The 16,316-nt window shown below is 46.0% G+C and carries 14 protein-coding genes; 4 read left to right on the forward strand and 10 right to left on the reverse strand.

Going from position 1 to position 16,316, the window contains the following annotated elements:
• Nucleotides 1–1,482, forward strand: a complete 1,482-nt coding sequence (locus AC1DXC_RS25080; protein WP_477461922.1) for a glutamate synthase subunit beta — start codon at nt 1–3, stop codon at nt 1,480–1,482.
• Between the two features lie 75 nt (nt 1,483–1,557).
• Here the strand turns inward: AC1DXC_RS25080 and AC1DXC_RS25085 are convergent, their stop codons facing one another.
• From AC1DXC_RS25085 to AC1DXC_RS25110, 6 genes are all read right to left on the reverse strand, one after another.
• Entirely contained in the window at nt 1,558–2,976 is a 1,419-nt protein-coding gene (locus tag AC1DXC_RS25085; protein ID WP_477461923.1) for a M56 family metallopeptidase, read from the reverse strand.
• The gene (locus AC1DXC_RS25090) at nt 2,973–3,344 is read right to left on the reverse strand and encodes a BlaI/MecI/CopY family transcriptional regulator (RefSeq protein ID WP_477461924.1); all 372 of its coding nucleotides are present in this window, start codon (nt 3,342–3,344) and stop codon (nt 2,973–2,975) included. The genes AC1DXC_RS25085 and AC1DXC_RS25090 overlap by 4 nt, the downstream gene beginning before the upstream one ends.
• Nucleotides 3,345–3,451: 107 nt before the next feature.
• A complete protein-coding gene (locus AC1DXC_RS25095) occupies nt 3,452–4,111 on the reverse strand; it encodes a YdeI/OmpD-associated family protein (protein WP_477461925.1) in 660 nt (219 codons plus the stop codon).
• Nucleotides 4,112–4,134: 23 nt separating this feature from the next.
• Complete coding sequence (locus AC1DXC_RS25100) at nt 4,135–7,686, reverse strand: TraB/GumN family protein (RefSeq protein ID WP_477461926.1); 3,552 nt, start codon at nt 7,684–7,686, stop codon at nt 4,135–4,137.
• A 54-nt stretch (nt 7,687–7,740) separates the two neighbouring features.
• Entirely contained in the window at nt 7,741–8,274 is a 534-nt protein-coding gene (locus AC1DXC_RS25105; RefSeq protein WP_477461927.1) for an RNA methyltransferase, read from the reverse strand.
• A gap of 333 nt (nt 8,275–8,607) precedes the next feature.
• Nucleotides 8,608–9,780, reverse strand: a complete 1,173-nt coding sequence (locus AC1DXC_RS25110) for a galactokinase (protein WP_477461928.1) — start codon at nt 9,778–9,780, stop codon at nt 8,608–8,610.
• A 126-nt stretch (nt 9,781–9,906) separates the two neighbouring features.
• On the opposite strand from AC1DXC_RS25110, the gene AC1DXC_RS25115 reads away from it, so the two are divergent.
• A complete protein-coding gene (locus tag AC1DXC_RS25115; protein WP_477461929.1) occupies nt 9,907–10,200 on the forward strand; it encodes a YciI family protein in 294 nt (97 codons plus the stop codon).
• 60 nt (nt 10,201–10,260) lie between these two features.
• Here the strand turns inward: AC1DXC_RS25115 and AC1DXC_RS25120 are convergent, their stop codons facing one another.
• The 4 genes from AC1DXC_RS25120 to lon form a co-directional block, all read right to left on the reverse strand.
• Nucleotides 10,261–10,686: a hypothetical protein gene (locus AC1DXC_RS25120; RefSeq protein WP_477461930.1), complete on the reverse strand. Its 426-nt coding sequence runs from the start codon at nt 10,684–10,686 to the stop codon at nt 10,261–10,263.
• Between the two features lie 155 nt (nt 10,687–10,841).
• Nucleotides 10,842–11,252 carry a DUF1761 domain-containing protein gene (locus tag AC1DXC_RS25125; RefSeq protein ID WP_477461931.1) on the reverse strand — a complete coding sequence of 137 codons (411 nt, stop codon included), beginning with the start codon at nt 11,250–11,252 and terminating at the stop codon, nt 10,842–10,844.
• Nucleotides 11,253–11,339: 87 nt separating this feature from the next.
• Entirely contained in the window at nt 11,340–12,461 is a 1,122-nt protein-coding gene (locus AC1DXC_RS25130; RefSeq protein ID WP_477461932.1) for a carboxypeptidase-like regulatory domain-containing protein, read from the reverse strand.
• A 90-nt stretch (nt 12,462–12,551) separates the two neighbouring features.
• On the reverse strand, nt 12,552–15,026 hold the full coding sequence (lon, locus tag AC1DXC_RS25135; protein ID WP_477461933.1) for an endopeptidase La: 2,475 nt from the start codon (nt 15,024–15,026) through the stop codon (nt 12,552–12,554).
• 359 nt (nt 15,027–15,385) lie between these two features.
• On the opposite strand from lon, the gene AC1DXC_RS25140 reads away from it, so the two are divergent.
• Together AC1DXC_RS25140 and AC1DXC_RS25145 are read left to right on the forward strand one after the other, a co-directional pair.
• A complete protein-coding gene (locus AC1DXC_RS25140; RefSeq protein ID WP_477461934.1) occupies nt 15,386–15,823 on the forward strand; it encodes a DUF6934 family protein in 438 nt (145 codons plus the stop codon).
• 34 nt (nt 15,824–15,857) lie between these two features.
• Nucleotides 15,858–16,028, forward strand: coding sequence for a hypothetical protein (locus AC1DXC_RS25145; RefSeq protein ID WP_477461935.1), 171 nt, complete (start codon nt 15,858–15,860; stop codon nt 16,026–16,028).
• Nucleotides 16,029–16,316 lie beyond the last annotated feature (288 nt).

Raw genomic sequence — 16,316 nt, forward strand, 5'->3', positions numbered from 1 at the left:
ATGGGAAAACCTACAGGATTTCAGGAATTTAACAGGGAGCTTCCCCAAAAAACGCCGGTTACCGAGCGTTTGAAAAACTATAACGAGTTTGTTGGTTTGTATCCCGAAGAGAAATTGAACCAGCAAAGCGCACGCTGCATGAACTGCGGTATCCCGTTTTGCCATAGCGGCTGTCCGCTGGGTAACGTTATCCCCGAGTTTAACGATGCCGTGTATCGCAAAAACTGGGGCGAGGCATACCAGATACTATCATCAACCAATAACTTCCCCGAGTTTACCGGCAGAATTTGCCCCGCACCGTGCGAATCGGCATGCGTACTGGGCATCAATAAGCCACCGGTTGCTATTGAGGAGATAGAGAAGCACATCATTGAGGTTGCTTACTCTAAAAACATGGTTAAACCTACTGCGCCGCTGATCAAATCGGGTAAAAACGTTGCCGTAGTGGGCTCCGGGCCTGCAGGTTTGGCTGCCGCTGCGCAGTTAGCCAAGGCCGGCCACAAGGTTACCGTTTTTGAACGCGACGACCGCCCGGGTGGTTTGCTGCGTTACGGCATTCCCGATTTTAAGTTAGAAAAATGGGTGATAGACCGCCGTATCCAGATCATGGAAGAGGATGGTATCACCTTTAAATGCAATACCGAGATCGGTAAAGATATTCCAGCAGACGAGATTGTGCGTAGCCACGATGCGGTTGTTTTGGCAGGCGGATCTACCATCCCGCGTAATTTGCCTATCCCTGGCAGGGACTTAAAGGGCGTTTACTTTGCCATGGAGTTTTTAAAACAACAGAACAAGCGCGTTAGCAATACAGAAGTACAGGGCGAAGACATCCTAACCTCGGGTAAAGATGTGGTGGTAATTGGCGGTGGCGATACCGGCAGCGACTGCGTAGGTACATCTAACCGCCAGGGTGCAAAATCGGTAAGGCAGTTTGAGGTAATGGTGCAGCCACCAGAGCAGCGCACCGCGCACATGCCATGGCCAACTTACCCAATGGTGCTTAAAACCACCAGCAGCCACGAAGAAGGCGTTGAACGTTTTTGGGGCATTAATACCAAAGAATTTTTGGGCGACGAGAACGGCGAATTGCGTGCATTGAAAGTAGTGGATGTAAGCTGGGAGATTGACCTGATGGGCCGCCCGGTAAAATTCAGCGAAGTAGAAGGCAGCGAACGCGAAATACCTTGCCAGCGTGTGTTTTTGGCTATGGGTTTCGTAAACCCACAGTTCGATGGTGCTTTGCAGCAATTGAATGTGGCCCTTGACGAACGTAAGAACGTTAAAGCCAAAGAAGGCGTTTACCGCACCAACGTAAGCAAGGTGTTTGCAGCAGGCGATATGCGCCGCGGGCAATCCTTAGTGGTTTGGGCCATATCTGAAGGCCGCGAAGCCGCACGCAAAGTTGACGAGTTTTTAATGGGCCACAGCAACCTGGAAAGCAAGGATGCCGTGAACCAGTTTGAGCAGGTATTTTACTAAGCCCTAATCTTAAGCCCATCATAAAAATTAAAGCGCCCCAAAAGGGCGCTTTTTTGATTAGTTGACCTAAGCAGTTTAGTCCAGCACTTCGGTGGAGTAGATATTGATCATTTTTCGGGGCTTTTTATTGTCGGCCTCGTTCTCAGCTTTTAATTGTTTGTATTTGGGTAGCGTGTAAAGATCGGCCTGATAGGAGTAAGGCCTGCCTTTTTTTGCTGCGCCGTACAATTTGCTGTTGTTAAACATTACAATATCTTTTGCTGCGTAATTGTTCAATACATCGTTACTAACGTGCTTGTCATCCAACCAAATGCCATACATCGAGGCGTTTTTCCAGGCATTGAACTGTTTAACCGACGGGTACTTTATGGACGCAATTACATACCGCCTGGCGAAGCTGCCCAACTGCTTTTGTTTTTCTGCCGGGAGCTCGCTAAGCTTTTTGGTAACTTTGCTGCCATCTTTACGAGTGTAGTGAATAATAACACTATCGGGGCTGATATAATCGCGATTTACAACGGTTGGAGTTTGTTTTGAGGGTTTAAGTGTATCTGCTTTTGCCGTGTGCGGATTTAGAACTGACGGCAGTTCAATTTTTGCTTCAGCTTTCACACATATTACAATTGCTATTATTAGCATCAAAGGGAGCAGTGCAAACCCTTTTGCAACAGCCTTAAGTTTGGAGGTAGAATGTTTCATCATGATCAATCGTTTTTTGGTTACAGAATAATTGAAATTGCTGGCCAGCGTATAATTGGGTTGTAGCCCAACTTTGGTTAACAGCAAGTTTTGATAGCCTTTGATATCTATATTGGCTTTAATGACGCCCTCATCTGCTAAAAACTCGTGGTTAAGCTGAATGGCTTTTTTATAGAGGATAAACAGCGGGTTAAACCAGAGTATGGTTTTGAGCAATTCAATAAGGATAATATCTAATGAATGTTTTTGGCGAACATGCACCAACTCGTGCATAAGTAATTCAGGTTCGAGCCGATGGCTTAGGAATTCATCCCGGTTTACAAAAATGTATTGCAAAAAGCTATTGGGGGTGATGGATTCGTTCATTAAAACCAGCGTACCGCCATCGATAGACACGTGTTCGTTGCGCCGGGCTTTGATCAGTATAGCAATCAGATTGGTGCCAAAGCGAAGCAAAAAAATTGCGGTTATCCCTATATAAATAATGAGCAGGTAATCTTCCAATAATAAACCCTGCGGCGGAGTGATAACAACGGTTGTGCCTGGGGAGATGATTAGGTTTGCCGTATCATCATGCATAAACCCGGCGACCGGCGCAAGCCGCACTATATCGGCAACCGGGGATTCGGGCATAGCAACATTGATACTAATGAGCGGTATGGCAATACCGAATAACAGGCTTACCAATAAGAATGTGCGCTTGAATTTATGGATGGCCTCTTTCTCTAATAAAAGATGATACATGGCCAATAGCAGTGTTAAACAAAAAGCCGATTTGATGAGGTATGCTATCATTTTTTCTTTTTATTAATTTCCTGTTCAATTATTTTTTTAAGGTCCTCCAGTTCGCCGGCAGATAAATTGGTCTCACGAGTAAAGAACGACGCAAACTGCGATGCGGAGTTATTGAAGAATGTTTTGATCAATCCGTTTACATGGGTAGAGAAATAGGCCGCCTTAGCTATCAGCGGGTGATATTCCCTTGAGTTGCCGAAGAGCTTATAGCCTACAAAACCTTTGTCAGCCATTCGTTTCAGCATAGTGGCAATGGTGGTGGTAGCAGGTTTGGGTTCGCCATAGCACTCTAAAATGTCCTTCATAAAGGCCTTTTGCAGCGACCATAAATGCTCCATCAATTGTTCTTCGGCTTTAGATAATTTCATATTGCTCTACAAGTATATATTACACTCTACAAATGTAGAGTATGTGTTTAATAAAACAAGAGAAACCAAAAATTTATTTTCAGAATAGTTTTAATTGTGAAGGGAGATTATTTCTCCGAAGGATTCTTCTTACCGGCCAGCAACATCTCTATCATTTTGGTAATACGGTTAAGTCGGGTTTGCTCCTGCTTGGCAGAGAGTATCCAAACCACGTATTCTTTGCGGTGCGAATAGGCCAATTTATCGTAAACCCCGATGCTTTCGGGCACTGCCGACATGGCTTCGGCTACATCGGCGGGCAGTGTTACCTGCTTTGTTTCCGGGTTGATATACGCCGAATAGTCGTTCTGCTTAACCGCATCGTTGCGAAACTCTGACTGTTTTACCAGCACTTCCGGGCGGAAGCGGAGGGTGGTCCAGGTATCGTTGATGGCGGCGGAGGCTACCGGCCGCAAGCCGTATTCTTTAGATACATCCCATCCGCTCATCATCTCCAGATCAGTATCGATGCCTTTGTTTTTCTTAGGGTAGATAACCCACAAAACCGTCTCCGGCTTCAGTATCGGTTTGATATCTGCCAGCCCCGCAGCAAGTTCGGTGCTCATCTTTACGAATAGTTGTATGCCATCAACCGGTTTATCTATGGTAAACACCAGTGTTACTCCATCGGGTAGCGGCTCTAAGGCAGCCAAATAATCTTCCGGCGGATCTAAAACCAGCCATGTTTGGCCGGGCTTCATAAGCAGTTTTTTGGCGAGGGCGTTCATAGCTTGCTAATTTAGCAGGATTATTACCTTTTCAAATCCTCAGCTACAGATTTTTTCAAATCCGGGATCATCTTCCTGGCTTGCTTTTGCCAGTTGACCTCTTTTTTATCCCAATTGGTATAAGCCCGGTAGCTTTTGAAATCCAACGCAGTAGACCCGGTTTTATAAGGCCCGCAGATGGCGACATATTCGGCGCCTTCGTCACTATAAGCTGTATTGAATTTAAACACATAGTAGGTGTTCAGTTTTTCTGTTAGGGTGCCAAGCAGGGTAATATCGCTTGGGCTGCCATTATCATCATCCTGCCCCTCTATGTAGCTATACAACGATGTTTTGGCGAACGCGGCTTGCGTGCGGTATTTAAGCGGGGCGCGGGATAGCATCTTCTCCTGGTTAAGTGCCTCCAGTAAGCTATACCGCAGCCCAATAGAATCCAAAACGCTATTTATTACCTGTTGCTGCACCGGTAATTTATTTTGCAGGCGGGTGATTATGGCCTCGCTCAGATAATCCTCCGGGCGGCCGCCTTTTATCAAAGCAGCAGTAAAACCTGCCGTAAGCGGTTTGTTTTTAACAGCCTTCATCAGCTGTAGATAATGGTACGGGGTATTGGATAAGTTGTATATACTGTCGCGGTGCGCAAGGTATTCTTTCAGGTCCCGGTTGGCAAATGCTGTCAATTCATCAAAATGCGCGGCGACGAAGCCTGCGTACTTTGCTTTGTTGTCGGTGGTAAGCATTTCGTTGAACAACACCAGCATGCTGCCGCGGTAATTGGCGTTTTTTAGTAGCGGCGCTATCTTGCTATAGTTGGCGGTAACATAATCCAACGTATCGTATAACGGGCTAAAAAGCTGGTACAGCCCATCGGTTTCCAGGGGTTTGTAATTCGTCAATAAATCCAGATAAGTGCTGAAACCGTCTTTTATTTTGTTGTTGGCCAGTACATTAAGCGCCACTTTTTTGATGCTTTCGTTCACATCGGGCGAGACGTAAAGCTTTTTGAGTTCGGCTGCGGTGTTATCGTCATGCACCGTGCTAAGCAGGCGCAGCAATTTTCCGCGCGACCCATAGCTTGTGGAATCATCCGGGAAGCTTTTTTGCATGGCGGCGTACACATAAGGCAGCTCATCTTTGTCGAACTCGTAATAGGATAACGCGCCGATAGCCTGATCGCGCGTTACGGAATCCGCAGAAAATAAGTCTTGCGCAATCAGCTCCGCTTTTGAGGATGCGAGGTCGATAGGTGCGGTATCATGCGTTTTGATTATCGAATTATAAAACTGGTTTTCTATATCGCTGTTTATCTCTGCATTGCTTTGGTGACCGGTGATGTAGAACATGTCGCCGTTGTCGAGGAATAAGCGGAACCGTTTCCTCGTCGTGCCTTCTTTCTCCCGGGTAATAAATTCCCTCCCGGTTAGCCCGTTCACTTTGATGGTATCTACTTTGAGCAAGGTATCGGTATAAGTCACGAATTCGGGTATCAGGGTATTGTACACCGAGTCGGCATTTTTTGCACGGTAGTATTTGCTGATGTTAGCATGTTCGATGCTGTATAATGCGCCCGACGTACGGTTAACCGAGTAGGCCGTCCCTTTACCGTAAAAAAATGCGCGGTAATTGGGCGTAGAATCTTTCTCTACCTTCATGTCGTCGAAACTTTTGCTTGTGAAGTTTCCGCCTTCGAAATCATAAGTATGCAAAGCAGGCACCAGGTAAGGGGTGAATTTAAAGGAGGAGAGAAAGTCGTCGTCGGTACCCAGGGGCGTTCCCGGGCTAAGGTTTTGTTTCAGCAGCAGGTAGATGCGGTTGCCCCGGGCAAATAATTGTACGCGGCAATGATAATCTTTCATGGTGAAGGCTACATCCATGCCCGGTTCGCCATCTTTGGTTATATTTTTAGTGCTGGTGATGATAATCCCCTTTGTTTTGAATTCTTCTATGATGGATTCGAAAGCTTTTTCGGCACTCGCGAGATACAGGCCGCTTGGGTAATCGTTATAGCGAAGCAGGTAATTCTCTAGCTTTACGGTATCGGTAGCCATGTAGATCTTCATCACCATATTGCCTGCACTGGTCTGGGTTGGCAGCTCCTTTTGCATAAACTGCGGCTGCACGGGTAAATTTATACTGAACGCGCCGGTGTCCTTTGTTAACGTGATCCAATCTTTTGGGCGCTGCGGCACTGCTTTAAAGGCCTTAAATGAGTTGAAGAACCTGTCGGCATAGGCCTGGTTGAGGTTTACGAGCGTGTTGCCGGCATACAGGCAGTATAGCATATTGTTTTTGAAGAACATGCGGTAGCGCAGGCCCGTGCCTTCGCCGGTATCAACGGTTACATCGGTTGCTTTGAGCCCGTTTACAATTACTGTTTTATTAACCAGGATGCGATTGCCTGGTTTCCCTTTTAGCCCCTTGATAATCTCAGATATCACTACCTGCTGGCTCCTTGGCTTAGTGCCCGCCCCTTGCAGCAGGGCATACGCTCCTAAAAAAATATCGTTGGCTACATCCGGGTAAATCACGGTGTTCATGCCCATCAGCACGTCTGTTTGGATTGGCGCAAAAGGCAAATCCACGGAATAACCGCGGCCTTCATCGGTAAAGGTTTCCCATTTAAGCCTGGTGTAATCAGTATTGTACTTATCGGCAATATTGCTGAAATTGGCACCGACAGGTGTTAGCGTATAACCCTGCTTCCTCAGCAGCGCAATGATGCCATTATTGCCGGGCAAGTGCGCAACGCCTACTGCGGTAAATAAGCCGTCGGCAGGCATGTACTTTATCATGCTGTTTACCATTACGTTGTTGCGCACAATGAGGACAGAGTCGTCAAGCCGGTCATCACCAAGGTATTCCACTATGTTATTTAAATTGCCGGTACTGTAAACAGTTATCATGTCTTCCGTTTCCTCCAGCTGCCCTTCTTCATCATCGTCTTTCAATAAAGCGCTGAGCCTGTCTCTAAGCTCGGGATTATCTGAACTGTAGTAATCGTCGAATTGTTTGGCAGCATCCTCCAGGCCAAAAGTGTTTTTATGCATGGTACGAGCCACGCCAAACAGGTACGCATCCAAAAAGGCTTTCTTATCATCGGGTTTTTCCCGCTCGGGCGTGAGCATGGATTCGGCTTGTACAGGGTCGATATCGCCCATTGGGTAGCCGTTCTTTTTCTCGAAACGCTGGGCAAGCTTGTCGTAATCGTCTTTACTGAGCAGCCTGCGTACGCTGCGGAGGCTATCCTGCCCGCGCATGGTTACGAACATCCTTTTAATAATACTGTCGGGATGTGTTTCGAGGGCGAAAGTACCGCAGTTTTGCATGGCCAGTATCACCGAATCGCTGAAAGCGAAGGCGCGTTTGTCTTTAACATGCATGGTGCCGAAAAGGTACGAGGGCTTGCTGAGGCCTTTGCCGCTTATGCGCCAAAGCAGGTTATAGCCGCTCTCCGATTGCGAGCAGGCTTGGTGAACATTGCCCAAGAGCAATGCCGTAGCTATGAATGTAGTAAGGACTAAGGATTGGCAGGCGTTGCCGCATTTTGCGGATGTAAGGTGTAGGGGTAGTTTCATTCTGATAAACAGCTTTAGGCTTAGCTAAAACTACGCAAAAAATCTTACATCAGGCTATCCCCGGGCAATTTTGGAATAAAAATCCCAGAGAACGATGCCTGCCGATACCACGATATTGAAGGAATGCTTGGTGCCGAATTGCGGTATCTCGATGCAGGTATCTATCAATTGCATCGCTTCCTCGCTTACGCCGTTTACCTCGTTGCCAAATATCAGCGCATATTTTTCACCTGCCGAAGGCACGAAATCAGTCAGCATGGTGCTGTTCTCGGCCTGTTCTATGGCTACTATTTTATACCCCGCTGCACGGAGTTTTGCTATCGCCGCAAGCGTATCTTCAAAGTATTCCCAGGTAACGGATTGCGTGGCACCGAGGGCCGTTTTTTCGATTTCGCGATGCGGGGGTTGAGCCGTTATGCCGCAAAGATAAACCGCCGTAGCAGCCAAAGCATCAGATGTACGGAATATCGACCCGATGTTGTGCATGCTGCGCACGTTATCCAGCACCACCACTACCGGCAGCTTATCCTGCTGCTGAAATTCTGCTACAGTGGCTCGGTTAAGTTCGTCTAATTTGAGTTTGCGCATGGGATTTAAAAAAACAACGCCGCGCCAAGTGTCCACACTTGTCGCAATAACCTTGGTGAGCGTCCCCGCTCACGAGTTTTGTTAGTGTAAGCGTGGACGTTTACAAATGCTCATGTTCAAGTGTGGACACTTGAACATGCGATGTGTTCGAAACATATCCGTATGTCCGCGTCGCGAGTTGACTCACCCTCCCCACAGCTGTGGGGACTGCCCGACCCTCTCTGCTTCGCAAAGAGGGTTAGCTACACCTTTTTACCTTCTTTGCGAAGCAGAGAGGGTCGACGCACGATAGTGCCGTCGGGGTGAGTCAACGGCGCATGCAAGGCAGAATTGCTAAGCATGCGCCACCACTTCATCCAGCAAACCAACACCATTGCCGATGAGCGAGCTATAAACCGATGGCGCATAACCCACTTCTTTGGTATAGTATTCGCTTACTTCGGCACTGAATTTGTCGAAGGCATCTTTTTTAACCAGGGCTATTGCACAGCCACCGAAGCCGGCACCGGTCATACGGGCGCCGATAACGTCCTTATTGGGTTTGCAAAACTCTACTACGGTATCCAGTTCCTTACCGCTTACTTCGTAAAGGGTACTTAAAGAATGGTGCGACGCGTACATCAGCTTGCCAAATTCGGCAAGATCGTTGTTGCTTAGGGCCTTAGCGGCCAATTTTACACGGTCGTTTTCTTCAACCACATGGGTAGCGCGGTTCAATACTGTAGCATCAGTAATCAGGTGCTTATGTTTATTGAATGTTTCGGTATTTATATCGCAGAGGTATTTGATATCCAGTTCCTGTTGCAAGGCAGCCAGGGCGGTATCGCATTCCTGCACGCGTTCGTTGTATTTAGATTCGGCCAGTTTGCGGGGCTTGTTGGTGTTGATGATAGCCAGCAGGTAATCGCCCAGGTTGCTGTCTACCGCCTGGTAATCCAGCGTATCGCAATTCAGCATCAGGGCTTTGTCCTTTTCGCCGAAGGCAACCGAAAACTGGTCCATAATGCCGCTTTGCAGGCCTATGAATACATTCTCTACCCATTTGGCCAATTTTACCAACTCCAGTTTGGTATAGCCCGCATCGAACAAATCGTTTAAAGCAAAAGCGGTTACAACTTCGATAGAAGCTGAAGAAGACAGGCCCGAAGCGATGGGGATATTGCCGTAATATAGCATATCCAGGCCCTGCAATTGCTTGCCATCTTTATTAAAATGTTCGATAACACCGGTAGGGTAGTTGAACCAAAGTTCCTCCTTTTTGGCATTGCTGGATCCTACGGCAATCTCCGCAGTCTCTTTAAAGTTTACGCTTTTGAAACGGAAAACACCCTCATTATTTGGGGCCAAAAGCAGGTAAGTACCTAAGGTAACCGCGCAAGGCATAACCAGGCCGCCGTTGTAATCGATATGCTCGCCAATGAGGTTTACCCTGCCCGGCGAAAAGTATGTATATTGATGTTCTTTACCGTAGTGTGCTAAAAATTCCTGCTGTAGTTGTTCTCTCATAATGGCGTAATGGTTTAAGAAACAAATATAATGTAAAACTCACAGTTATTTTATAGGCATATCTACAGGTTTTTCAATTAATTTGTAACCCAAACGCTATAGATTATACTTTTAAACAAAACCAATATGAACCAATACCTCGTTACCGGCTACGATTATACCGACGAAGGCGCGCTTAACCGCCGCATGGGCGTGCGCCCGCATCACCTGGATGGCGCAGTTGCGCTTAAGGCAAGCGGAAACTACATTTTGGGCGGAGCGATATTAAATGACGATGGCAAAATGATAGGCTCGGTGATGGTGCTGCAATTCGAGACCGAAGAGCAATTAGAGGCCTGGAAAATGAGCGAACCTTACATCACCCAAAAAATATGGGAAAGCGTAGACGTAAAGCCGTTTAAAGTAGCGAATGTGCAGTAGGCTCAAATTCTAAAAGAGAAAACCTAAATTCTAATAGAACTAGAATCTGATAATGAAATTCTAAAGGGAAGGGTTGAGTGTATATCCGATAAATGCCCATCGCTCATCTTGCCCTTTTGTGTAGTTCACGGTGTAGCCTTTCCCGCTGCTGCGAATATCGAAAGAGATGGTTTTTATGCTTTTATCATGCGGGATAAACATCTCCAGGATGCTATCTGCCATAAATTGGATGGTTTCGGCCTCTGTGGGTTCGGGAGGAGCGGGGGCGGGAATGGTGAGGCTTGCTTTATAGTCTGCAAAGGTTTCAAAGCGCTCTTTGCCACCTATAACGTCGTCCTCATATTCCTTTGCAGCGTTAAATGCGGCTTCTTCGGCCTGCAGGCGATATTCTTCCATGGCTTTGAGTAAACCATCTGCGGAAATCTCGGGCATGCCATCGGCACCCTGGCTGTAATAACTGTTTAGTATTTCTTCCTTGCTTTTCATGCGGCGCAAAAGTACGCAGCTTTGGGCTATTTGTCTGAACTCGAATTTAAAGGAATTTTTAAAATTTGCAGAATTTATGTATCGTGCGATTATAAATTCTGTTAATTCCCTTAATTCCTTAAAATTCGAGTTCAGACAATTCGAGTTCAGACATATTAGTGCGCCCGCCATGCGCCCAATATCAGGCCCATCAGGGTTAGCGATACTATGCTGTAACCGCCGTTGATGAAGATGTGCCGCCATGATTTCAGCTCGAAGAGGCTGTGGGTGGCTATGGCCCCGAAGGTCCAGATACCGGCCAGGAAGCCGGCTGTAGCGCCCCAGGCCAGGTCGGTTTTGGCATCTGCCAGGAACATAGCCAGATTGGCCGACATGATAACAGAGAAAAGTGCCGTAAAGCCGAATATCTTACCCTTGTTGCCTGCTTTTACCTGCTCTTCGGTAAGGCCGCTATCTTTCATCCAGGCATTCCCGAAAAGGGGGCGTGAATACCATATGCCACCAACGGCAAATGCGGAGAGGCCTGCAACCACAACGGCTGGCCAGTTTACGAGGTTAATGTCCATAATTAATTGGGATTAAAGGTTTTCTATAAATTTAGGTAATTAAGGATGATATATGCAAATGGGGAGGAGGTGGGCTGGAATTTATTATTAATTCCCATATTCCAAAGGGTTAAGGTCGGCAATTTGTTCGGATCCCATATGACCCTCTACGGCTAAAGCATCTGGCGGGCTATAATAACCGTGCTTATCTACTACTATATCCGGAGCTAAAAAGCTCAGCATAGAATATTGCCCCTTTGGGAAAGTGTTCCAACGGGTGGTCATTTTTACGCCATACTCGCCTCCTGCGCCTGAATACGCATCAGGCTCGTACATGGTATATACTACAAACAGGCTGTGCAGCTGGTTAAAAGTTTTAAAGTCGCTATCAATCGCTTTCATCAGCGAATCGGCCTTTAGGGGCTTGCGGTCGGGCCGCATTGCTTTGCCATCGCTTGTTTCGCCGGGCTTTGTTTTGTTCAAAATGGTATAAACCATATAGCCATCCTTCTTTAACGTGCCCATGTAAACAGATTTAAGGAAATGAAAGAGCGAGCCCCGGTAGGCCTGGTCGCGGTTTTGTTTCCATGTATCAGGCTCTTTCGGGTTTGCGGGTTTTAGTTCTTCAAATACCGATTGCCCCTGATAGCTCAATAAGTTTTCATCAACATTCAGCCGGAATGCCTGTAGCAGATACTTTATCTTATAGCCCAGGGCTTTGTTCTCTATCTCTAAGAAATCGTCGGCAGTAACGGTAAGCGTATTGCTGGCTTTATCGAAATGAAAATGGAGGGCTTCCTTATTAAGGATGGTGCATTTTTCGGCATTCGGCGTAGTGCCAAGGAAATACTGCCGGAATTTAAGGAAATACTCTTCTGAGTATGCTGTGATTTTTACTTCGGATAGCTGGTTTACAGCAGGCAGCAGCTTTATATCGACTGCTACATCTTTTGTAACAGTTACTGCCAGGGTGAACGTTTGGAAGCCGATAAACCTCGCCGTAAGCGTATAGGATCCCGGGGCAATATTTGTTAAATGGAATTTCCCGTTATTATCGGCAGCTGTAATAGCTTTTGTGCCCGATAGAAAAATCGTTACACCCGGCAGGGTTAGACCCTTATCATCCCGCACTGTACCGCTAATAGTGTTTTGCGCCGTGGCGGTAAACACAAGGCAAACAAAAACAACAGAAAGAAAGAGTGTTAAATATTTTAAAGGCAGAATACGCATGTAGTGGCAATTTAGGCATTACTACGAAATTATCTAGCCATAAAAAAAGCAGCACAATTGCGCTGCTTTCAAAATGCATTTTCGGGAAGATTAATTCACCACCGGCTTAGCTTCTTTTTCTTTCACGGTCAAATCCAGCGCGTTGCTTACCTTTTCATTAAGCAGGGCCAGTTCAACTACTTCCTTCATATCGGTTACGTAGTGGAATTTCAAATCCTTAATATAATCTTCTTTTATCTCCAGGATATCTTTCTGGTTCGATTTGCAAAGGATAATCTCCTTGATATTGGCGCGTTTGGCAGCCAGTATTTTCTCCTTGATACCGCCAACAGGCAACACACGACCGCGAAGTGTTATCTCGCCCGTCATGGCTAAATGCGGTTTTAATTTGCGCTGCGTAAATGCCGAAACCAAAGCCGTAAGCATGGTAACGCCTGCCGAAGGGCCATCCTTAGGGGTAGCGCCTGCGGGTACGTGAACGTGTACGTCCCATTGCTCGAACAGTTTTGGGTTGATATCAAAAGCACCTGCATGTGCGCGCAGATAAGCCAGCGCAATGGTAACCGACTCCTTCATTACATCGCCCAAACTACCGGTCAGCGTAAGCTTTCCGTTGCCGGGACTCAGGCTCGATTCTATAAACAGGATGTCGCCGCCTACAGATGTCCAGGCTAAGCCTGTTACTACGCCTGCGATGTCGTTGTTTTCGTATAGGTCCTTATCGTAAAAAGGTGCGCCCAATATTTTTATCACGTCCTTTTTATTCACCGCAGGATTGTATTCTTCTTCCATGGCGATGTTTTTGGCAACGCCGCGTACTACCGAACCGATGCGTTTTTCCAACGCACGCACACCCGATTCGCGGGTGTAATCTTCTATCAACCGTTCTACTATCTCGTTTTTGATGATTACCTGCTTATTGTTTAAGCCGTGGGCTTCGCGCTGCTTGGGCACCAGGTGGCGTTTGGCTATCTCAATCTTTTCTTCGATAGTGTAACCGTTCACTTCGATGATTTCCATACGATCCAGCAAAGCCGGCTGTATGCTGCTTAAAGAATTTGCGGTAGCGATGAACATGATGTTCGACAAGTCGAAATCCATCTCCACGTAGTTATCGTAAAAAGTGCTGTTCTGCTCAGGGTCCAATACTTCCAGCAGGGCCGAGGATGGATCGCCACGGAAATCGTTGCTTACCTTATCTATCTCATCCAGAATAAATACCGGATTGGCTGCGCCGGCTTTCTTTACCGACTGGATGATCCTACCCGGCATAGCACCTATATAGGTTTTACGGTGCCCGCGTATCTCGGCTTCATCGCGCACGCCGCCAAGGGCCATGCGCACGTATTTACGGCCTAAAGCTTTGGCGATAGATTTACCTAATGATGTTTTACCAACCCCCGGAGGGCCGACCAAACAAAGGATAGGCGCTTTCATGTCATGCTTCAACTTCAGCACGGCGAGGTATTCGATGATTCGCTGCTTTACTTTATCAAGGCCAAAGTGATCTTTATCCAGCACCTTTTGGGCGCGTTTAAGGTCGAAGTTATCTTTGGTGAACTCGTTCCAGGGCAAATCCAGCAATAGTTCCAGATAGTTTATCTGCACCGAATAATCGGCGGCGGCAGGGTTGGTGCGGGTAAGTTTTTCCAGCTCTTTAGCAAACTGGGTCTTCACTTCCTTGCTCCATTTTTTCTTTAAAGCACGTTGGCGTAGGTTCTCTATCTCCAGATCGGGAGAGGTGCCGCCCAGTTCTTCCTGTATGGTTTTCAGCTGCTGGTTCAGGAAGTAATCGCGCTGCTGCTTGTCCAGGTCTACGCGTACCTTGGTTTGAATCTGGTTCTTCAGCTCCAGCATCTGCAGGTCTAAGGTCAAATGTTCCAGCACCATGTTTATCCTGTCGCGCAGGCTGGCGGTTTCCAGCAGGTTTTGCTTGGCCGCCATATCCGCATTCATATTGGATGATATGAAATTGATAAGGAAGTTGGTGCTCTCGATATTGCGGATAGCAATGCCGGCTTCGCTGGGGATGTTTGGCGATAGCTGTATAATGTTCATGGCCATGTCTTTTACAGACGATACCATGGCTTTAAATTCTTTATCTTCCTTCGGCTTTACCTCTTTAAAAGGCTCAACTGTCGCTTTAATGTAAGGTTCGCTTTGTACCTCATCCTTTAAAACAAAACGCTTTTTGCCCTGCAATATCACGGTGGTATTACCATCGGGCATTTGCAGCATTTTTATGATCAGGGCAATAGTGCCCACACGGTTCAGCTGGCTGAAGTTTGGGTCTTCTATACTTACATCCTGCTGGGCAACCACACCAATAAGGCGCTTGCCTTTGTTGGCATCGCGTATCAGTTTGATGGATTTATCGCGGCCTACGGTAATAGGTATCACTACGCCGGGAAATAACACGGTGTTGCGCAGTGGGAGGATAGCTAAAATATCAGGAACCTGCTCGTTATTCATCTCTTCTTCGTCCTCTGAGGACATCAGCGGGAAGAATTCAGAATCTTCATTTATAGCAGCAGTGTTTTTAAAATCAAAAGGATCGAAACTCATCAATACGTTCGGTTAAGGATAGGTGAACGCCATATTGTCAGCCCCGGCAAGCCGCAAGCATATTAAATAGGGGTTGGCTATCAGTTTTATATATACAAATATACTGTTTCAAGCACTATGCCAATATAAGTTTATTTAAGCGGGTATTTTGGCTGCGTGCTTAAGTATTTGATTTATTAGACGTTGCGGAGAGGGAAATGTTTCAGGCGGGATTGGCGGGAGGAGGTGATAGTGGAAAAAAAGTCATGCTGGGGGGGCTAACCATAAACGGAACGGTAGGCTTGTTTATCAAAGAATTATTTAACAATTTGAGGTCGCAAATTGAGCCCCTCAATACAACCTTATCATTATCAGTATAAATGAATCTACCTCGTTATAGCTACCTAACCAAAGACTTTCAGAATTATGAATTTTACAGCGACGGGCCTAATGGTCGGATTAAAAAAATGGTCACGTTTGGACTTATTCAAGATGAGCCGACAATTTACAACCTTTCACTGGTTGATGTAGACCCAAATGGCGGAAAAAGCGACCTTACAATTAGCGATAATGGCGATAGAGATGTTGTCCTTGCGACAACCGCTTATACTATCATAGATTTTTGCATTCACTATGGAAATCATTTTATTTATGCAAAGGGAAGTACACCTGTAAGAACACGGCTTTATCAAATAGCAATTAACGCATCGATAGAAGAAATTAACATGGAGTTTGACGTGTTTGGTGTTATTGATGATATGGCATACACTTTTCAACGGAATGTGAACTATGAAGCATTTTTGGTGAAGAAAAAGTAAAATGCTATATTTGATGTATAAAGAAAGGATTTATATGCCTGCTATTAAAAAAACAAAAAGCAATATAATTTACGGCTACGGTAGTGGGGCTATTATAAGCGATAGCGTAAAAGACCACTCCAGCGATCCATTTATTTTGAAAAAGGTAGAAGAAGCTAAAATTGCTGTACGCAAACTCGATTTATCGAAAATAAAACAAAAGTAAAATACTTGAAAATCTATAACGATAGAGCCGGTGACAAGCCACGAATGGTCGGAAGATTAATCTTCCGACTTTTTTGTTTAGAGATGTGTTGTTTTTTTTATTTAACTATCTGATTGTCAATTATTTATTTGTTTTTATCGTTGATTTTAAGTATATTAATGCTGTAAATCAAAGAGATATGGCCATTTTCAAAGATCATAGTATCACCGTAAAACAGCTCTTAGGCTTCATTCCCGAGGCCTTAATAGCAAATTTGTCGCTTACAACTAAGATCGATCATTACGCAAA

The sequence above is a fragment of the Mucilaginibacter sp. P2_D11 genome (genome assembly GCF_056404435.1).

Excerpts from the sequence above, each read along its gene's own strand:
- AC1DXC_RS25080 (WP_477461922.1), top strand. The coding sequence starts at position 1 with ATGGGAAAACCTACAGGATTTCAGGAATTTAACAGGGAGCTTCCCCAA.
- AC1DXC_RS25085 (WP_477461923.1), bottom strand. The coding sequence starts at position 2,976 with ATGATAGCATACCTCATCAAATCGGCTTTTTGTTTAACACTGCTATTG.
- AC1DXC_RS25090 (WP_477461924.1), bottom strand. The coding sequence starts at position 3,344 with ATGAAATTATCTAAAGCCGAAGAACAATTGATGGAGCATTTATGGTCG.
- AC1DXC_RS25095 (WP_477461925.1), bottom strand. The coding sequence starts at position 4,111 with ATGAACGCCCTCGCCAAAAAACTGCTTATGAAGCCCGGCCAAACATGG.
- AC1DXC_RS25100 (WP_477461926.1), bottom strand. The coding sequence starts at position 7,686 with ATGAAACTACCCCTACACCTTACATCCGCAAAATGCGGCAACGCCTGC.
- AC1DXC_RS25105 (WP_477461927.1), bottom strand. The coding sequence starts at position 8,274 with ATGCGCAAACTCAAATTAGACGAACTTAACCGAGCCACTGTAGCAGAA.
- AC1DXC_RS25110 (WP_477461928.1), bottom strand. The coding sequence starts at position 9,780 with ATGAGAGAACAACTACAGCAGGAATTTTTAGCACACTACGGTAAAGAA.
- AC1DXC_RS25115 (WP_477461929.1), top strand. The coding sequence starts at position 9,907 with ATGAACCAATACCTCGTTACCGGCTACGATTATACCGACGAAGGCGCG.
- AC1DXC_RS25120 (WP_477461930.1), bottom strand. The coding sequence starts at position 10,686 with ATGAAAAGCAAGGAAGAAATACTAAACAGTTATTACAGCCAGGGTGCC.
- AC1DXC_RS25125 (WP_477461931.1), bottom strand. The coding sequence starts at position 11,252 with ATGGACATTAACCTCGTAAACTGGCCAGCCGTTGTGGTTGCAGGCCTC.
- AC1DXC_RS25130 (WP_477461932.1), bottom strand. The coding sequence starts at position 12,461 with ATGCGTATTCTGCCTTTAAAATATTTAACACTCTTTCTTTCTGTTGTT.
- lon (WP_477461933.1), bottom strand. The coding sequence starts at position 15,026 with ATGAGTTTCGATCCTTTTGATTTTAAAAACACTGCTGCTATAAATGAA.
- AC1DXC_RS25140 (WP_477461934.1), top strand. The coding sequence starts at position 15,386 with ATGAATCTACCTCGTTATAGCTACCTAACCAAAGACTTTCAGAATTAT.
- AC1DXC_RS25145 (WP_477461935.1), top strand. The coding sequence starts at position 15,858 with ATGCCTGCTATTAAAAAAACAAAAAGCAATATAATTTACGGCTACGGT.